Origin of the sequence: Myroides oncorhynchi (assembly GCF_020905415.1) — a bacterium.
GTDB classification, from domain to species: Bacteria; Bacteroidota; Bacteroidia; order Flavobacteriales; family Flavobacteriaceae; genus Flavobacterium; species Flavobacterium oncorhynchi_A.
Genome location: NZ_JAJJMP010000001.1, coordinates 303,334 through 320,626 on the forward strand (window position 1 = coordinate 303,334; position 17,293 = coordinate 320,626).

Annotated in this window: 14 protein-coding genes and 3 tRNA genes; 7 read left to right on the top strand and 10 right to left on the bottom strand. The window is 34.7% G+C overall.

Annotated elements, in window-relative coordinates:
* Positions 1-39: 39 nt before the first annotated feature.
* The gene (locus LNQ81_RS01110) at positions 40-243 is read left to right on the top strand and encodes a hypothetical protein (RefSeq protein ID WP_229944317.1); all 204 of its coding nucleotides are present in this window, start codon (positions 40-42) and stop codon (positions 241-243) included.
* Between the two features lies 1 nt (position 244).
* On the opposite strand, the gene LNQ81_RS01115 is transcribed toward LNQ81_RS01110, so the two are convergent.
* Complete coding sequence (locus LNQ81_RS01115) at positions 245-1,027, bottom strand: alpha/beta fold hydrolase (RefSeq protein WP_229944318.1); 783 nt, start codon at positions 1,025-1,027, stop codon at positions 245-247.
* A gap of 388 nt (positions 1,028-1,415) precedes the next feature.
* Between LNQ81_RS01115 and LNQ81_RS01120 the strand changes: the two genes are divergently transcribed.
* Both LNQ81_RS01120 and LNQ81_RS01125 read left to right on the top strand, forming a co-directional pair.
* On the top strand, positions 1,416-1,769 hold the full coding sequence (locus LNQ81_RS01120; RefSeq protein ID WP_229944319.1) for an ISAon1 family transposase N-terminal region protein: 354 nt from the start codon (positions 1,416-1,418) through the stop codon (positions 1,767-1,769).
* A gap of 37 nt (positions 1,770-1,806) precedes the next feature.
* Positions 1,807-2,742, top strand: coding sequence for an ISAon1 family transposase (locus LNQ81_RS01125; protein WP_229949218.1), 936 nt, complete (start codon positions 1,807-1,809; stop codon positions 2,740-2,742).
* Positions 2,743-2,914: 172 nt separating this feature from the next.
* On the opposite strand, the gene LNQ81_RS01130 is transcribed toward LNQ81_RS01125, so the two are convergent.
* The 3 genes from LNQ81_RS01130 to LNQ81_RS01140 all read right to left on the bottom strand — a co-directional run bounded on the left by LNQ81_RS01130 (position 2,915) and on the right by LNQ81_RS01140 (position 3,185).
* Positions 2,915-2,988: transfer RNA gene (locus LNQ81_RS01130), tRNA-Arg, on the bottom strand.
* A 32-nt stretch (positions 2,989-3,020) separates the two neighbouring features.
* A tRNA-Pro gene (locus LNQ81_RS01135) sits at positions 3,021-3,095 on the bottom strand.
* A gap of 6 nt (positions 3,096-3,101) precedes the next feature.
* Positions 3,102-3,185: transfer RNA gene (locus LNQ81_RS01140), tRNA-Ser, on the bottom strand.
* 280 nt (positions 3,186-3,465) lie between these two features.
* Here LNQ81_RS01140 and LNQ81_RS01145 point away from each other — a divergent pair.
* From LNQ81_RS01145 to LNQ81_RS01155, 3 genes are all read left to right on the top strand, one after another.
* On the top strand, positions 3,466-4,644 hold the full coding sequence (locus LNQ81_RS01145) for an acetyl-CoA C-acyltransferase (RefSeq protein ID WP_229944320.1): 1,179 nt from the start codon (positions 3,466-3,468) through the stop codon (positions 4,642-4,644).
* An 81-nt stretch (positions 4,645-4,725) separates the two neighbouring features.
* Entirely contained in the window at positions 4,726-5,487 is a 762-nt protein-coding gene (locus tag LNQ81_RS01150; protein ID WP_229944321.1) for a C40 family peptidase, read from the top strand.
* Between the two features lie 189 nt (positions 5,488-5,676).
* Positions 5,677-7,035 (top strand): DEAD/DEAH box helicase, encoded by a 1,359-nt coding sequence (locus LNQ81_RS01155; protein WP_229944322.1) that lies wholly within the window; start codon positions 5,677-5,679, stop codon positions 7,033-7,035.
* Positions 7,036-7,136: 101 nt separating this feature from the next.
* Here LNQ81_RS01155 and LNQ81_RS01160 read toward each other — a convergent pair whose 3' ends face one another.
* From LNQ81_RS01160 to LNQ81_RS01185, 6 genes are all read right to left on the bottom strand, one after another.
* On the bottom strand, positions 7,137-8,471 hold the full coding sequence (locus LNQ81_RS01160) for an MFS transporter (protein WP_229944323.1): 1,335 nt from the start codon (positions 8,469-8,471) through the stop codon (positions 7,137-7,139).
* 75 nt (positions 8,472-8,546) lie between these two features.
* A complete protein-coding gene (gene cmk, locus LNQ81_RS01165; RefSeq protein WP_229944326.1) occupies positions 8,547-9,233 on the bottom strand; it encodes a (d)CMP kinase in 687 nt (228 codons plus the stop codon).
* 314 nt (positions 9,234-9,547) lie between these two features.
* The gene (lon, locus tag LNQ81_RS01170) at positions 9,548-12,016 is read right to left on the bottom strand and encodes an endopeptidase La (RefSeq protein ID WP_229944327.1); all 2,469 of its coding nucleotides are present in this window, start codon (positions 12,014-12,016) and stop codon (positions 9,548-9,550) included.
* Positions 12,017-12,235: 219 nt separating this feature from the next.
* Entirely contained in the window at positions 12,236-13,177 is a 942-nt protein-coding gene (locus tag LNQ81_RS01175) for a hypothetical protein (RefSeq protein ID WP_229944328.1), read from the bottom strand.
* Between the two features lie 79 nt (positions 13,178-13,256).
* A complete protein-coding gene (locus tag LNQ81_RS01180; RefSeq protein ID WP_229944329.1) occupies positions 13,257-14,561 on the bottom strand; it encodes an MFS transporter in 1,305 nt (434 codons plus the stop codon).
* Positions 14,562-14,612: 51 nt separating this feature from the next.
* Positions 14,613-15,428: a M48 family metallopeptidase gene (locus tag LNQ81_RS01185; protein WP_229944333.1), complete on the bottom strand. Its 816-nt coding sequence runs from the start codon at positions 15,426-15,428 to the stop codon at positions 14,613-14,615.
* 817 nt (positions 15,429-16,245) lie between these two features.
* Here LNQ81_RS01185 and LNQ81_RS01190 point away from each other — a divergent pair.
* Positions 16,246-17,226, top strand: a complete 981-nt coding sequence (locus LNQ81_RS01190; protein ID WP_229944334.1) for a DUF6266 family protein — start codon at positions 16,246-16,248, stop codon at positions 17,224-17,226.
* Positions 17,227-17,293: the final 67 nt, after the last annotated feature.

Genomic DNA, 17,293 nt, shown 5'->3' on the forward strand with positions numbered 1-17,293 from the left:
TTGCATTAGAATATTTCATTCTACCTATTCAATTCTATTATGGACAAACAACAATACGTTACTTCTTCAATCGAAGCAATCAAAGCAAAGAATTTATCTGTACCTTTTAATCTAGATGAGGGATGTACAGTACCAGACTTAGATGTATATCTAAGAAGTCTTCAAGCTGCCTACTTAAACAATACTGACCCTAGAATAGAGAAACTGTTCTATGACAAAATAGAACAACTAAAAGCACTATAGATTATAGATTTTTATTTAAGAATGTCACAATAGTTTCTAGAGTTAACTCTTTAACCTCTTTATGTGGAGTATGACCTACATTAGGGAAGATCACTTTCTCTGCAACACCTTTAGCGCTTTGGATCGTTTTATCTACTTGAGCTAAGCTACCGTATTCATCTAAATCACCCTGTATAAATAACAAGGGAGCTGTAATACCTGCCACCTCCTGCTCTACTGTCCAATCCGCAAATACTGGTGATAACCACGTGTCTACCCATGCCTTGACAACATCATCTACTTTAGTGCCGTGATACTTCACTAGACGCTCTCCTAAGTCTGTAGTCTCATAAGCTGTCTTAGCGGCACGCACTCCATCTAAAGTAACTTGCTCTACGAATATATGGCCTGCTTCAGCGACTACCGCTAACGTATTCTCTGGATACATCGCTGCAAATAACAACGCTATAGAGGCTCCATCACTATGTCCAAACAAGACTATCTTATCTAGATTTAGTTCTTCTAAGAACGCTTTTAAGAATACAGCTTCATCATTTAAGTAATCACGTCCACGAACAGTCGTCGTCATTTTATCAGACAGTCCATACCCTACTCTATCGTAAACCACGACATCACAGTGTAATTGTTCTGCTAATAACGCAGGCCAATCTCTCCATAATGTCACACATCCTAAGGAGTCGTGTAGTAAAACCAATGTATATCGGCTCTGCTTAGTATGTGTAAAGTGTTTATAAAAGATATTCTTCTGATTGATTAATACACAATCTTGGATAGCTATAATCATAGTGTGGTATTTTAAATCTCAAAAATAGAGAAGATGTGGGGAGTGAGCAAGGGAGAAATAGATAAATAAGGAAGTAATTATCTAGAAACACAGTACATTAATAATATTCTTTTAGATACAGGTGAAATTGCTTTTTATCAAAGCCTAGATGTCTAAGAATTTGCTTAACTATAAATTCGGGTACTGGGTCGATAAGTGTCTATACAATAATAGGTCTATCTAAGTCCTTTCTCACATACTTTCTATGTCCACCTACCCACACAACATCCTTACAACCAGTATACTATATAAACCAACACATTGTCTTAAGTGGAATATTATTAGGATCAATCTCAAAAGTTGTGTGTGAATTAAAAACTACAGATCTTTGTAATGATAAATAATAAACGTGGAAAACTATATTGAGTTTATAAAAATGATTTTACCTGAGTTTTTAGTAGAACATTTTGATTTAGTAAAAACGATAAAACAAGGTGAAACAATGCACCTATATTTTGAAGAATTTAATAGAGTCCCAGATGAAGCGAAAGACCGTATTCTTATAGGTCATGGGTTTCATAATGAAACCACAATACAAGACTTTCCATTACGAGGAAATAGTGTTTATCTTCATGTCAAGCGACGTCGTTGGTTAGATAAAACTACTCGCGAATTAGTACAGAGAGATTGGAATCTAGTAGCAAAAGGCACTCGTTTAACTGATGAGTTTGCCTCTTTTTTAAAAGAAATTAATAGATACTAAGGCAAGTGATTGTCATACAATAGGAGGTTTCTTTAATATTGATGGTAAAAAACTACAACGCCAATACAAAGATTCACTAAGTGATTTTCAAGCTTGGGAACATAAAGAACACGCTAAAGACTATCTTCTTTTTCCTGAAAACATAGGACCTAAACTATCAATAGACGAAACAGCTTTGTCAAAAGGTGAGCTCTATACAATTATTACAAACAAGTATAGTAGAGGAAAGAAAGGGAGTATAGTAGCCATTTTTTCTGGCACTAAAGTAGAGCCTATTATAGAAAAGCTCCTTACAATCTCCTCTAAGACAAGATCTAAAGTTAAGGAGATAACACTTGATATGGCAAATTCTATGAAAAAAATTGTTACGAAGTGCTTTGTTAATGCCACACAAGTAACAGATCGTTTTCATGTACAGAAACTAGTAAATGAAGCATTACAAGATATTAGAATACAAGAACGTTGGAATGCTTCAGATATTGAAAACAACTTAATCCTACAAGCTAAAAAAGAAGGTAAACAATTTATTCCAATAGAGTTTGATAATGGAGATACAGCTAAGCAACTACTTATAAGGAGTAGATATCTACTAACTATGGATCCAAGTAAATGGACCACTAATCAAATACAAAGAGCAGATATATTATTTAATCAATATCCTTTGATTAAACAAGCTTATAATGTAGCGCAACACTTAAGAATAATATATAACACAACCACAGTAAAAGAAGTAGCTTATACTAAACTGGCTCATTGGTACAATGATGTTATGAAGATTAATTTAAAACAATTCGGCACTGTTATCAATACAATGCAAATCAATTATAAAACAATTCTTAACTATTTTGATAATAGAAGTACTAATGCCTCTGCTGAATCTTTTAATGCCAAAATTAAAGCATTCAGAGCTCAGTTTAGAGGTGTAAGAGATATTGATTTCTTTTTATACAGATTGACTAAGCTTTATGCATAAACACAACTTTTGAGATTGATCCGATATTGATTTCTTTTTATACAGATTGACTAAGCTTTATGCATAAACACAACTTTTGAGATTGATCCGATTGATCCATTATTATTTCCATTTAAAGCAAATACACTAACATTTAAACACAAAAAAGCCTCAACTTTCGTTGAGGCTTCTGTGATCCAATCAGGATTCGAACCTGAGACCTACTGCTTAGAAGGCAGTTGCTCTATCCAGCTGAGCTATTGGACCATTTCAAAAAAACTGTAACCGTTTTTCTTTCGTCGGGGTGGCAGGATTCGAACCTGCGACCTCCTGCTCCCAAAGCAGGCGCGATGACCGGGCTACGCTACACCCCGAAAGAGCGGAGAGACAGGGACTCGAACCCTGGCATCGGTTACCCGATGACAGATTAGCAATCTGCTCCGTTACCACTCCGGCACCTCTCCGTTGCTTAGATAATTACTTCTCTAATGCGGATGCAAACTTAGCACTAGTTTTGATTCTATGCAAGCTTTTGGGAGAAAAAAAACACAAAAAAACATACCTTAAAAACGAATACACTCGTAGTCAATGCAGTAAACACAAATAAAAAAATAATGTTTTTTTTATTTCTTATTTAATTATCCAAATTCAAGATATTTTATGTATTTTCCCACATCTTTATTGACCTGTCTTAAGGTTCATATTTAAAGCTTGTAAAATCAAACTTAATTAATTCTATAAATTATGAGTAAAAAAGTAGTTATTGTTTCTGCTGCTAGAACACCTATCGGAAGTTTCTTAGGAAGTTTATCAACTGTACCAGCTACAGATTTAGGAGCAACTGCAATTAAAGGGGCATTAGATAAGATCAAACTTGATGCTAATCTAGTGGATGAAGTATTGATGGGAAATGTAGTTCAAGCAGGAGAAGGTCAAGCACCAGCTCGTCAAGCAGCTTTAAAAGCTGGTTTGTCTAAAGAGGTTGCTTGTACTACAATAAATAAAGTTTGTGCTTCTGGAATGAAAGCTATTATGCAAGGAACGCAAGCTATTATGGCTGGTGATGCAGAAATAGTAGTAGCAGGTGGAATGGAGAATATGAGTATGATCCCTCACTATGTACATATGCGTAATGGTAACAAGTTTGGTCCTGCTACAATTATAGATGGCTTACAGAATGACGGTCTAGTAGATGCTTATGACAATAATGCTATGGGAGTATCTGCTGATTTATGTGCTAGTACACACAATATCTCTAGAGAAGATCAAGATAACTTCGCTATCAAATCTTACGAACGCTCAGCTAAAGCTTGGGATGCTGGTAAATTTGACAATGAAATAGTTCCTGTAACAGTACCTCAACGCAGAGGGGATGCTATCGTGGTAGCTAAAGATGAAGAATACACCAATGTAAAACTAGATAAAATAACTTCTTTACGCCCTGCATTTACTAAAGATGGAACTGTGACTGCTGCTAATGCATCTACTATCAATGACGGTGCGGCGGCTGTAGTACTAATGAGTGAAGAGAAAGCATTGAGCTTAGGATTAAAACCATTAGCATATATCAAAGGATATGCCGATGCTGCTCAAGAACCTGAGTGGTTTACTACTGCTCCTGCTAAAGCGCTACCTAAAGCACTTAAAAAAGCGAATATCGCTATCGAGGATGTTGACTTCTTCGAATTCAATGAAGCGTTCTCTGTAGTGGGTATTGCTAACGCTAAATTACTTAACCTTGACGCTGATAAGATTAATGTTAACGGTGGTGCTGTATCTTTAGGACACCCTCTAGGATGTTCAGGAGCTCGTATTATCGTAACTTTATTAAGTGTATTAGAACAAAACAATGCTAAGATTGGAGCGGCTGCTATCTGTAATGGTGGTGGTGGTGCATCTGCATTAGTTATCGAAAGAGCTTAATTTTTTTTGCAATATATTCAAGATGAGTTTGATTAGTTCAAACTCATCTTTTACTTTTGTACTTTAATTCAAACCTATATTATGTTTGCATATTGCAACCTTGCCATTGTACCTCTTAGATTAGAACCAAGTGACAGAAGCGAAATGGTATCGCAAGTCATTTTTGGTGAACACTTTACTATTTTAGAAAGAACTGAAAAATGGTCTAAAATAGAACTTGCTTTTGACAAGTACCAAGGTTGGATTGACAATAAGCAGTACCAAGAGATATCGGAAACGGATTATAAATATCTTCAAAACACTTCCGTTATTCACTCAGCAGACTTAGTTGATTTTATTACTTCTAGCAATAATCATTTAATGGCTATTCCTTTAGGGAGTTGCCTTACTGGATTAAAAAAGAACAGCATTAATACAGATAACTTCTCTTATGAAGGACTTACTATAACAGGCCAATTCACTAAGCAGACTTTTCTTAAAACTGCTTTTATGTACTTAAACACCCCTTATCTATGGGGAGGAAAGACTCCTTTTGGGATTGATTGTTCTGGTTTCACACAGATGGTTTATCGCATTAATGGATATCGTATCCCTCGTGATGCTTCTCAACAGGCAGCTATAGGTGAAGCCCTGAGCTTCATTGAAGAGAGTGAGATAGGTGATTTAGCCTTCTTTGACAATGCTGATGGTAATATCGTTCACGTAGGTATTATTATGGAGAACAACTATATCATCCACGCACATGGCAAAGTTAGAATAGACAGACTAGACCACTTGGGAATCTATAATATAGATTCTGGAAGACATACACATAAACTTAGAGTAATCAAAAAGATCATATAATATCCCTTATCAGTATAAGAAAAGTAAGGTATTCTATTATTCATTAAATTTATTTAATAAATAATCCCTAGATATAGCGTTTTCGCTACTAAGATTACTATTTCATTTAAATTCTTTCAGTTAACAGATTACTAAGTATTTGATATTGCAAAAAAAATAAGCGTATCTTTGCAGCAAATATCAATACGTATGAACACTTTCGAGCAATTCAATCTACCGAAAGCCCTTGACAAAGCTCTAAACGAGCTTAATATTGTTTCACCAACACCTATACAAGCAAAGTCTTTTCCTGTTATTTTATCAGGTAGAGATATGATGGGTATTGCCCAAACTGGTACAGGTAAAACATTCGCTTATTTACTTCCAATCCTAAAACAGTGGAAATTTAGCCATGTAGACAATCCTAGAGTTGTTATACTAGTTCCGACTCGTGAGCTAGTGGTACAAGTCGTAGATGAAGTAAAGAAACTTACTGCTTATATGTCTATCAGAACATTAGGTATCTATGGAGGAACGAATATCAATACGCAACGCAAAGCTGTATATGAAGGTGTAGATATCCTAGTAGGGACACCAGGTCGTATGATGGACTTAGCGCTAGACGGTGTAGTTCGTTTTGATAATTTACAAAAGTTAGTAATAGATGAATTTGATGAGATTCTTAACTTAGGTTTTAGAACACAACTTACTTCTATCCTTACTATGATGAGAGGAAAACGTCAGAACATCTTATTCTCAGCAACTATGACTGAGGAAGTAGATGATATCCTAGACGAATACTTCGAATTCCCAGAAGAAGTATCTCTTGCTCCTTCAGGGACACCTTTAGAGCAGATCGACCAACAAGTATATAACGTCCCAAACTTTAATACAAAGTTAAACCTACTAATGCATTTACTAACAAATAAAGAGGAGTTCAATAGAGTTCTTATCTTTATTAACAGTAAGCGTCTTGCTGATGTAGTAATGGCGAAGTTAGATGAGGCATTCCCTGAAGAATTTACAGTAATACACTCTAACAAGTCTCAGAATTTCCGTCTTAGATCAATGGCAGAGTTTCAGGCAAACGAGTTAAGAGGTCTTTTGTCTACAGATATTATGGCACGTGGTCTTGATATCTCTGATATTAGCCATGTAATCAACTTACAGTTTACTGAATCTCCAGAACAGTACATCCACCGTATAGGTCGTACTGGACGTGCAGATAAAACAGGAGTTGCCATCTCTATTATCGATCCTAAAGAAGAAGAAGTTAAGATCGCTGCAGAGGTACTAATGGAAAAGGAATTAAGAGAAATGACGATTCCTGAAGAAGTAGTAATCTCAGAGTCTCTAATGGAATTTGAGAAGTCAAAACTTAAATCTAAGCAACTTAACAAAATTAAGAAACCTATAGAGAAAGGGGCTGCTTTCCACGAAAAGAAAGAGAAGAACCAAAAGGTTAACTTAGGTGGACCTGGTAAACGTACTCCTCGTAAGACTAAACCTCGTAACAGAGCTGTAGAAGCGAAAAGAGCTGCTAAGAAAAAGAACAATAATAAGGACTAAAAAAACTTATATAAATAAAAAAGCGTGGTAGACATCTGTTTACCACGCTTTTTATTTATATTTTAAACAAGTACTCCCTACTAAATAGAGTATTCATATTTTTAATGTTTTATATTCTGTACAGCCTCTGGCTTATGTTTATACTTAAATAGAACAGCAAACAACACTGTTACAACTAAAGCATATCCCGCAAATATTAGCCATGAATGTCTCCACCCTTCTAACTGTAATAGAATATCTTCTTGACTATATACGAAGTGATTCACGATGTACTGAGCGATTAACATTCCTATAGTCGCTCCAAACCCGTTAGTCATCATCATAAATACTCCCTGTGCAGAAGAACGAATATCTTCTGGAGTTTCATTATCTACATATAATGATCCTGAGACATTAAAGAAGTCAAATGCAATACCATAAACGATCATCGATAGCATAAACATCCATACTCCGTTACCAGGGTCTCCAAATCCAAAGAATCCAAAACGAAGAACCCAAGCAAACATTGACATCAACATTACTACTTTAATTCCAAAGCGCTTTAAGAAGAATGGGATTAATAAGATACAAAGTGTCTCAGATACTTGAGATAGTGAAATTAAAGCATTAGCGTTATTAGCTCCCCATGAATTAGCAAAATCTGGAATATCTTTAAATGTTGTAATAAAAGGATTAGCATATCCATTTGTAATCTGAAGAGAAACTCCTAATAACATTGAGAAGATAAAGAAGATAGCCATTTTCTTTTGTTTAAATAAAGAGAATGCCTTTAATCCCAATGCATCATATAATGTCAACTTAGAGTCTGATTTATTAATAGGACAATTTGGTAATACAAAGCTATACAGGAAAAGAATAACACCTAAAATAGCTGATACGTAAAACTGGTGATAACTAGTTTGAAAACTTTTAAACCCTACGGCATTACCAAAGTGAAAACCTAGTACCCCGTCTTGAAATCCAACAAAGTTTACAAACAGCATCGCACAAATAAATCCAACTGTTCCTAATGTTCTAATGGGTGGAAAGTTAGTAATCGTATCTAAATTATTATGTTTTAAAATAGTATATGCAGCTGAATTAGATAAAGCGATAGTCGGCATAAAGAAAGCTACACTACAAGTATATAAAGTAAACATAGTAGTAAAATCTACATTACTTCCAGCCATCGCACCATACAATCCTGTAGCAAACATAAAGATAGCTGCCAGCAAATGATTTATTCCTAATAGTCTCTGTACTGGTATCCATCTATCAGCTACGATTCCCATTACAGCAGGCATAATTATAGATACTATCCCTTGTACTGCATAAAAAAGACCAATTTTAGGTCCTAACCCAACTGATCCTAAATAATTCCCCATGGATGTCAAGTAAGCTCCCCAAACTGCAAATTCGAGGTAACTCATCATCGTCAATTTTGCTTTTACATTCATTACGTATGATATTATTTCTGTGTTAATATTCTAAAGGCTATTACTCTTTAGATCGTGTTTTATAAGTGTATTCAGTTACTTAGCTCTATCGCGCGCTAGCTCAAGAATTAAGTCAAATTGTTCTTCTATTGTCAAGTGTGAGTTATCTACCTCTATCGCATCTGATGCCATTACTAATGGTGAGTCAACTCTAGAAGTATCGATATTATCTCGTTCTACTACATTGTTGAATACTGCCTCATAAGTCACATTTGGATCTTTAACACTTAATTCATCATAACGACGTTGTGCTCTAATCTCTGGTGAAGCGGTCATAAAAATCTTAAGTTCCGCACCAGGAAATACTACAGTACCGATATCTCTACCATCCATTACTACTCCCTTTGACTTACCCAAGTTCTGTTGTTGTTCTACTAACTTTCTTCTTACTTCTGGTACTTCTGCTATCTGGCTTACGAACTGTGATACCTCAAGACTACGGATTACCCCCTCTACATTCTCTTGATTCAAGAATACTTCTGCAAACCCTTTTTCTGGATTATATTCAAAATGTAAATCTATAGAGGATAAAGATTCTATAAGTTCTTCCTTATTAAAGTAATCTTTTTTTATTAAGCCCTTTCTCATTGCGTGCAAAGTTACAGCTCTATACATCGCTCCTGTATCGATGTATACATAACTAAGTGATTTTGCAAGTGATTTTGCTAATGTACTTTTTCCTGTAGAGGAAAAACCATCAATCGCTATGGTAATTTTTTTCAAACTGAAAAATTTAAAAATTAGTTTAAACTCATTTATTTGTCAAATATAATAGTATTTATCACCACTCAAATCTTTTTATAAAACTTTCTAAAGTCTTGCGGGTACTAAATATAGCTTTAAAAATACTCTAGTAAAAAAGTGTTTCAAAAAAGCACCTTAAAAATACAAATATTTTAAACACATAGAACTAACAAATGTCAGTTAATCTGCAAAAAACATATTCTTTAAACACTATAAGTGTTAAGCAAAATTATATATAACAAAAAAGCATCACTTGGATTAGTGATGCTTTTTTTATTTTAATTCAATGTGTTTTATTTTTTAACTACTTCAAACTTTTTAGCATTCTTTACTTTTTGATCAGTAATTGCTATTGCTAATACCTCTTCCATTCTATCAACATAATGGAATGTTAGTCCTTTTAAATACTCTTCTTTTATATCTTCGATATCTTTTCTATTGTCTTTACACAAGATAATCTCTTTCACATTAGCTCTTTTAGCTGCTAATATTTTCTCCTTAATACCACCTACAGGTAATACTTTTCCTCTTAATGTAATCTCTCCTGTCATAGCTAAGTTCTTTTTAACTTTGCGTTGTGTAAATGAAGATACCATAGAAGTTAACATCGTAATACCTGCACTAGGTCCATCTTTTGGCGTAGCTCCCTCTGGTACGTGAATGTGGATCTTATAATTATCTAACACATCTTGTGATATACCTAACTCCTCAGTATGTGCCTTGATATACTCTAAAGCAATAGTAGCTGATTCTTTCATTACAGTACCCAAGTTACCTGTGATAGATAACTCACCCTTTCCTTTAGATATAATAGATTCAATATACAGAATATCTCCACCTACACTAGTCCAAGCTAATCCTGTCACAACACCTGCTACATCGTTATTCTCATACTTATCACTCTCGAAACGTGGTGTTCCTAATATCTTTTTGATATCATCTTCTGTCATCTTCACATTATATTCCTCCTCCATCACGATACTCTTCGCTACGCCTCTAGCGATATGTGCTAATTGTTTATCTAAACCACGTACACCTGATTCTCTTGTATAATTAGTGATGATATACTCCATTTGTTTTTTACCTAGTACCAACTCCTTAGAAGTAATACCGTGCGCTTTTAACTGCTTATCTAACAAATGTTGTTTACCTATTTCTACTTTTTCTTCTATCGTATACCCTGTCATCTCGATAATCTCCATACGGTCTCTTAATGCAGGCTGTATAGTACTTAAACTATTCGATGTAGCGATAAACATTACCTTAGATAGATCATATCCCATCTCTAAGAAGTTGTCATAGAAATCACTGTTTTGCTCTGGATCTAATACTTCCAGTAAAGCAGATGACGGATCGCCATTGTGGCTTGATGATAACTTATCTATCTCATCTAATAAGAACACTGGATTAGATGTCTTTGCTTTTTTAAGACTCTGAATTATACGTCCAGGCATAGCTCCAATATATGTCTTTCTGTGTCCTCTGATTTCTGCCTCATCACGTAATCCCCCTAGAGAAATACGCACATATTCACGTCCTAACGCATCTGCTATGGATCTACCAATAGAAGTCTTACCTACCCCTGGAGGACCATACAGACATAGTATCGGTGACTTAAGATCATTACGAAGTTTTAAGACTGCCATATGCTCTAACACACGTTTCTTAACATCCTCTATACCGTAGTGATCTTTATCTAACTGCTTCTGTGCATTCTTTAAATTAAAGACATCTTTAGAACAATGATCCCATGGCAGATCCAGTAATAACTCTAAATAGTTACGTTGAATACCAAACTCAGCTACCTGAGGATTCATACGTTGAAACTTCATTAACTCTTTGTCGAAGCGCTCTTTGACTACCTTAGACCATTTTTTATTAAGAGCCTTCTTACGCATATCCTCAAACTCTTCCTCATTAGAAAAACCTCCAAGCTCTTCTTGAATAGTCTTCATCTGTTGATGTAAGAAATACTCTTTTTGCTGCTGGTCTAAATCGACTCTAACTTTTGTTTGTATATCATTTCGCAACTGAAGTTTCTGCAACTCGATTGTCATCATCTTCAACGCTTCTAATCCTCTAGCTTTTAAATCATCTATATTCAGTAATCGTTGCTTATCCGCAATATCCATACTCATATTAGAAGAAACAAAGTTGATTAAAAACGATTCACTCGTAATATTTTCAATTGCAAATGCGGCATCAGAAGGAATATTTGGATTCTCTTTAATTATCTCTAAAGCAGTATCTCTAATAGACTCTACGATAGCTGGAAATTCCTTATTTCGCTTACTTGGTCGTTTCTCTATACGTGACACCACATTAGCTTTCATATAAGGTTCTTCTTGTATTAGCTCAGTAATTTCAAATCGTTTTTTACCTTGTAAGATTACAGTGATATTACCATCAGGTAATTTTAATAATTTGATAATACGAGCTACTGTCCCTGTATGGTATATTTCATTTATACCAGGATCATCAGTACCTTCATCGATTTGTGCTACCACACCTATTGTCTTATCCCCTTTATTTGCTTTATTTAAAAGTTCAATAGACTTATCTCTACCTGCTGTAATAGGAATAACTACGCCAGGGAATAACACCATATTTCTCAATGGTAAAATAGGAAGTACTGTTGGCAACTCTTCATTATTCATTTCTTCTTCATCTTCGCTTGAAAAGATTGGAATGAACTCTGCATCTCCATCTCCTAAGTCTTGCAACGACAAGTTGTCAAACGTCATAGTTTTTTGATTTCCCATATATATTTTTACGTCATTCTGTCAGTAATCTAATTTAAAATGACATAGCTTACTTCAAAACCATATCACAACCATCTGATTATCAACAATAATATTATTTTTAACTATTCTATCTTATTAATATTTCAATCTTTATGCCACAAAAAAACCCTTGACACAAGTGTAAGGATTTTTTGTCTTTTATGTTAAAAAATAAAATATTATTTATCTATAGTAGTATTAAAATTTCACTGAAAAATCACCAAAAGTAATTTTCACCCTCTCTTCTTCTTTACCTTCATCAGCTCCCCTTAGCATAGCCTCGAAGCGACCTTTTAGAGATACTATCTTATTGTTTTTATACTCTACTGCATCTATGCGTAGTAATCCATCCTTGTCATCCATTCCTTCAGAAGTATACTTCACTCCATATTTAGAGGTATATAACACGTTAAACCATCCTAGATTTTTAAATTCCTTAGGGTCTGATGACGCTTCTAGCACATCATTATTTGGCAATTCTATTATAAGCTCCTGAGTCATTTCTACTCCATCTATACTTGTAATAACAATATTATTCCCTTTTATCTCCGCCTTTTCTTTTGGATTCTCTAAAGGTTCCTCATTCACAAAAGCTTCTAAATATGTAGCTTCCTTGCGGACAAAACGTATATCTTTAAAATCTCCACTAATCGCAAAAGCTTTTAGATTAGGATTGTCTTGATTCTCAGGAATCATTCGAGTAATATTAAAATCACCTGACAATACCCTAGCTTTTCTATTGATTGTATTTATTTTTAACAAACCAGTTATAAACGTGGGTCTATCCTTATCTATTGTTGTATAACGCAGTTTATTCTCCCATGAATAGTACTCACATTTGTTAGCATTAGTGGGAAATGTTCCTGTCTGAAATTTTAATGCTCTTAGTATTAAGCTATCTTGCCCTGACTTATCTGCTCCAGCTACCTTTATTTCTAATATTCCATCTTTATCTAATGTAGCTACAATGCCTTCTCTAAGAAGAATAACGTCCCCTTGATTATTAATTGTCATCGTAGGCTTACCTACTCCCAATTCTCCTTCTATTATAGGATCGTACCCTTCATTATCACATGATACTACCGTGAAACCTGTGATAGCGAACAAACTAAATGCTAATATTTTAAATGTCTTTTTCATATTATAGCTTACTATTCTTAAAATAATCGTTTTACAAATATACAAGTAATAAAAATACAATCTTATATGACTTTTAGTACTAACTCTGTTTTTTATTAGGTATTCTCAATAACAAGACAAAACCAACTGCAAAAAACACTATCAAAAATAGAATAGCATTCTGCATCTTCCCTGTCAAATCACTTACCAGTCCATACATAGACATCCCTAATACAATCCCCAACTTCTCAGTCACGTCATAAAAGCTGAAGAATGACGTAGTATCTGTAGTCTCTGGCAATAACTTAGAATAAGTCGATCGAGATAAGGACTGTATCCCTCCCATCACTAATCCTACAAAACTTGCTGCTACATAAAATTCATTAGGTGTAACTACCGTATACGCATATAAACATATTACTATCCATAACGCATTTAAAACACATAACGTATATATATTACCTATTTTTTTTGAAAGTAACGAGGTCAAATAGGCTCCTGCTACAGCTACGAGCTGTATCATCAGGATACTTAATATCAATCCTGTAGTACGCTGTGAATCACTCTCCCACGCTATCTCCTTCTCACCGAAATATGCTGCGATGACCATCACTGTCTGCACTGCCATACTATAGACAAAGAAGGCTACTAAGTAACGTTTTAACTCCACATAACTACTCAGTTGATGCCATACTTTCTTCAATTCTCTGAATCCCTTAAACAATACAGATCTAGTAATCTTCTTCTCATTTTTAAAATCAGGTAGGTACTTAAAAGTGTACATACTGAACCCTACCCACCATAATCCAACTAAAATAAAAGAGAATCGCATAGCTGACATAGCTGTCTCAAAACCAAACAACTCATACTTCATCACTAAGAACAAGTTTAGCAATAATAACACCACACTACCAATATACCCTAAAGCATATCCCTGTGCACTAATTTTGTCTTGTTGATCTGTAAAAGCGATATCTGGTAAGTACGAATTATAAAATACTAAACTCCCCCAAAAACCTATTAATCCAAACATATAGATTAATAAACTCAATAACATATAGTCTAGACTAAAGAAGTATAATAGCATACAGGATACAGATCCGATTCCACAGAAAAGTTTCATAAAGAACTTCTTAGTCCCTAGATAATCCGCTATCCCTGATAGAATAGGTGAAAGTATACACACAATTAGGAATCCTATAGCAGTGATGTAACTAATAATAGATTCACTCTTTATAGAGGTTCCCCAAAAGTCAAAGCTATCTATATTTAACTCTCTAAATAGAGATCCGTAATACAACGGAAAAATAGATGATGATATCACTAAAGCATACACAGAATTAGCCCAATCATAAAATGCCCAAGCATTTAAAAGTTTTTTATCCCCTTTTATAAAACTTTTCATAAGTAAATGGTATTAAAAAAATAAGCTACCCTTAAGGTAGCTTATACTATTTTACTTTCCGAAAGATACACCAAATTTTGCTGCTTCAGCTTTTGCCTCTGGAATTAATTTCTTCAAATTATCAATACGCTCAGTATTACTAGGGTGAGTGCTCATCCATGAGTTACCTCCTCCAGAACCATCTCTAGCCGCCATTCTACTCCAGAAACTTACTGCTTCCTCAGGATTATACCCTGCTAAGGCCATTAGTGTAAGTCCTATTTTATCTGCTTCAGTCTCATTAGCTCTGCTGAATGGTAACATACCTCCTACTTGGCTTCCATACCCATAAGCTGCAGACCACATTTGCTTAGACGTTGCAGAAGATTTGGCTGTAGCAGCATCTAATGCCACCGCCCCAGCTTGCTGTAACATCGCTGCACTCATACGTTGTTGTCCGTGATTTGCTAATGCATGTGACACCTCATGTCCCATCACCACAGCTATACCAGCATCTGTCTGACAGATAGGCAATATCCCAGTATAAAATACTATTTTACCTCCTGGCATACACCATGCATTTACTTCCTTATCATCCACTAGATTATACTCCCATTTATAGTCATTAAGGTAACTACCATGCCCATTAGCTGTTAACCATATTTCAGCCGCTTTCTTGATTTTCATCCCGATATCAGTGATACGCTGTGCATCTTTTGTCCCTTTTATCACTTTATGCTCTTTTAAGAAAGTATCATATTGAGAGAACGACATCGGAAAAAGCTCCGCATTAGAAGTAAACGCCATTGTCTTCTTTCCAGTAAATGGATTTGTAGCACAAGCACTTAATAGTAAAACTGTCGCTACAGATAAGATTATTTTTTTCATCGTGTTTTTGTTTTCAAAATTAATAGATATTCGCAATATTCAAAAACATTTGCTTTATAATGCAAAGAATGCATTGAAACCAAAACATATCACACCAAATAAAGTGCAAAAAGAGACAATAACATGATTTATTCTCCCCCACATCTTCATAGGATATAAACGTAAACCTAGCGAATTGAACTTTATTTAATATTTCTTTTTTTCAATTTTAGATCACAATAAAAACATTTAAAAAACCTCTAACTGCCTTTTTTCTCCTCAACCCCCTTATAATAAACACGTTATCCTCTGTCCAAAAAACTTTTATTTCTATTTTTTTGATTCAACAAAAAGATACTAACTTAATAAACAACAAGTTAAATACCAAAACACAAATCTCTATAAAACCCCGACCTCCGATCATCTCAGTATATCACTGTCTTTGTCTATGATTCCAGGACAATTAAAGGAGAATGATAGGACAATAACTGGGTATACAATCCAATTTTCCAAGAACCCTGCTTTCATTATACTCTTATTCTGCTCCAATCCGCAATTAAATTTTAGTTGAATTATCACGAGTCTAGGATGAAATCCGACTAAAAAAGAAAATATTTCACTCGTTTTGAACACCTATTTAATTCATATTCAACTATCAACCTAGAGTAACAAAGGGTTGAACAACCTATGAATTTTTCTTACTACTTGTGTACTCGGTATACTGATTTTTTATATTACAAATACGAAAAACAACCATCTCGTACACAACAACATACATTAGATGGAAGTGAATTAAAAAAAATTACAGAAAACCGAAAACACCAAAAAAATATAAGTTATGGCAGAAATCAAACAAGGTATACTAGGTCCAGTAAATGGTAAAGTAGGAACAGTCGTTGGAGTAACTTGGAGGGGAGTAAATTACATCCGTGCTAAACCTCGTAAGTCAAGTAAAAAACCATCAATGAAGCAATTACTCCAATGGGATAAGATGAGCTTGGTCTCAACATTTGCTAGTAAATTCAAAGACTTTGTCAATGCGAATTGTCCTCCTGTGCTGAAGGGTAAAAAATGGATAGCAGGTAAAGAACAGATGATTTCTAGACTAATGACTCAAGGCATCAATCTAATTAATGGAGAGCAACATATCAAAGTTGAAGAAGCTTTATTATCTATCGGAAACCTTGCTCCTGCTGTCATCAAAAAGATTAATCGCCTAAAGACAGGTAAGTTTAAAGTACAGTGGGAAAATGAGTTGATTAATGCCCTTACACTAAATACAGATAAATTGACGATGATGCTATATAACGAAACCTTAGACCAGTTTGTAGCAATACCTAATGTAGGAAATCGCGTAGATAAATACGCTCATTTTAACATACCTGCTGATTGGGATAAGGGTACTGTTTTCTTTTGGAGTATGTGGAAAGCCGCTGATGGTAGTGTTAATAGCACAAACTGCTTTCATGGAATAATAGAGTTAGGGAACAGGGAGCATGAAGCAGAGAACGGAAATCAAGAAATATCAGAGGTTATCTCTATTGAACAAGCTCGAGAAATAACCCTAAAACAACATCTAGAAAAAGTAGATACAAGTGCTGAAACAGCCACTCCTCAAGACTTAAAGCAACACAACAAAGAAAGGGAATTAAAAAAGTGGACTCCACCTGACTATATCCGAAAAGTAAATAAAGAGATTATCAATCAGGCTAAAACATCAGAAACAGAACTACAGAATGATCAAACTCATCAAGAACAGAATAACGAACCACATTCTATTTTAGAGTTTAACTCTATAACAGAGGAGCTGAGAGAGTGAGGTAATATAGAAGTAACATTATGCTATGCGACTATCTACAATAAAGTAACATTATAGATTAGACTTC

What these genes read in the sequence shown, in the direction of transcription:
- LNQ81_RS01145 (WP_229944320.1), top strand. Translation starts at nt 3,466, where the DNA reads ATGAGTAAAAAAGTAGTTATTGTTTCTGCTGCTAGAACACCTATCGGA.
- LNQ81_RS01150 (WP_229944321.1), top strand. Translation starts at nt 4,726, where the DNA reads ATGTTTGCATATTGCAACCTTGCCATTGTACCTCTTAGATTAGAACCA.
- LNQ81_RS01160 (WP_229944323.1), bottom strand. Translation starts at nt 8,471, where the DNA reads ATGAATGTAAAAGCAAAATTGACGATGATGAGTTACCTCGAATTTGCA.
- LNQ81_RS01175 (WP_229944328.1), bottom strand. Translation starts at nt 13,177, where the DNA reads ATGAAAAAGACATTTAAAATATTAGCATTTAGTTTGTTCGCTATCACA.
- LNQ81_RS01180 (WP_229944329.1), bottom strand. Translation starts at nt 14,561, where the DNA reads ATGAAAAGTTTTATAAAAGGGGATAAAAAACTTTTAAATGCTTGGGCA.
- LNQ81_RS01115 (WP_229944318.1), bottom strand. Translation starts at nt 1,027, where the DNA reads ATGATTATAGCTATCCAAGATTGTGTATTAATCAATCAGAAGAATATC.
- LNQ81_RS01155 (WP_229944322.1), top strand. Translation starts at nt 5,677, where the DNA reads ATGAACACTTTCGAGCAATTCAATCTACCGAAAGCCCTTGACAAAGCT.
- LNQ81_RS01185 (WP_229944333.1), bottom strand. Translation starts at nt 15,428, where the DNA reads ATGAAAAAAATAATCTTATCTGTAGCGACAGTTTTACTATTAAGTGCT.
- lon (WP_229944327.1), bottom strand. Translation starts at nt 12,016, where the DNA reads ATGGGAAATCAAAAAACTATGACGTTTGACAACTTGTCGTTGCAAGAC.
- LNQ81_RS01190 (WP_229944334.1), top strand. Translation starts at nt 16,246, where the DNA reads ATGGCAGAAATCAAACAAGGTATACTAGGTCCAGTAAATGGTAAAGTA.
- LNQ81_RS01110 (WP_229944317.1), top strand. Translation starts at nt 40, where the DNA reads ATGGACAAACAACAATACGTTACTTCTTCAATCGAAGCAATCAAAGCA.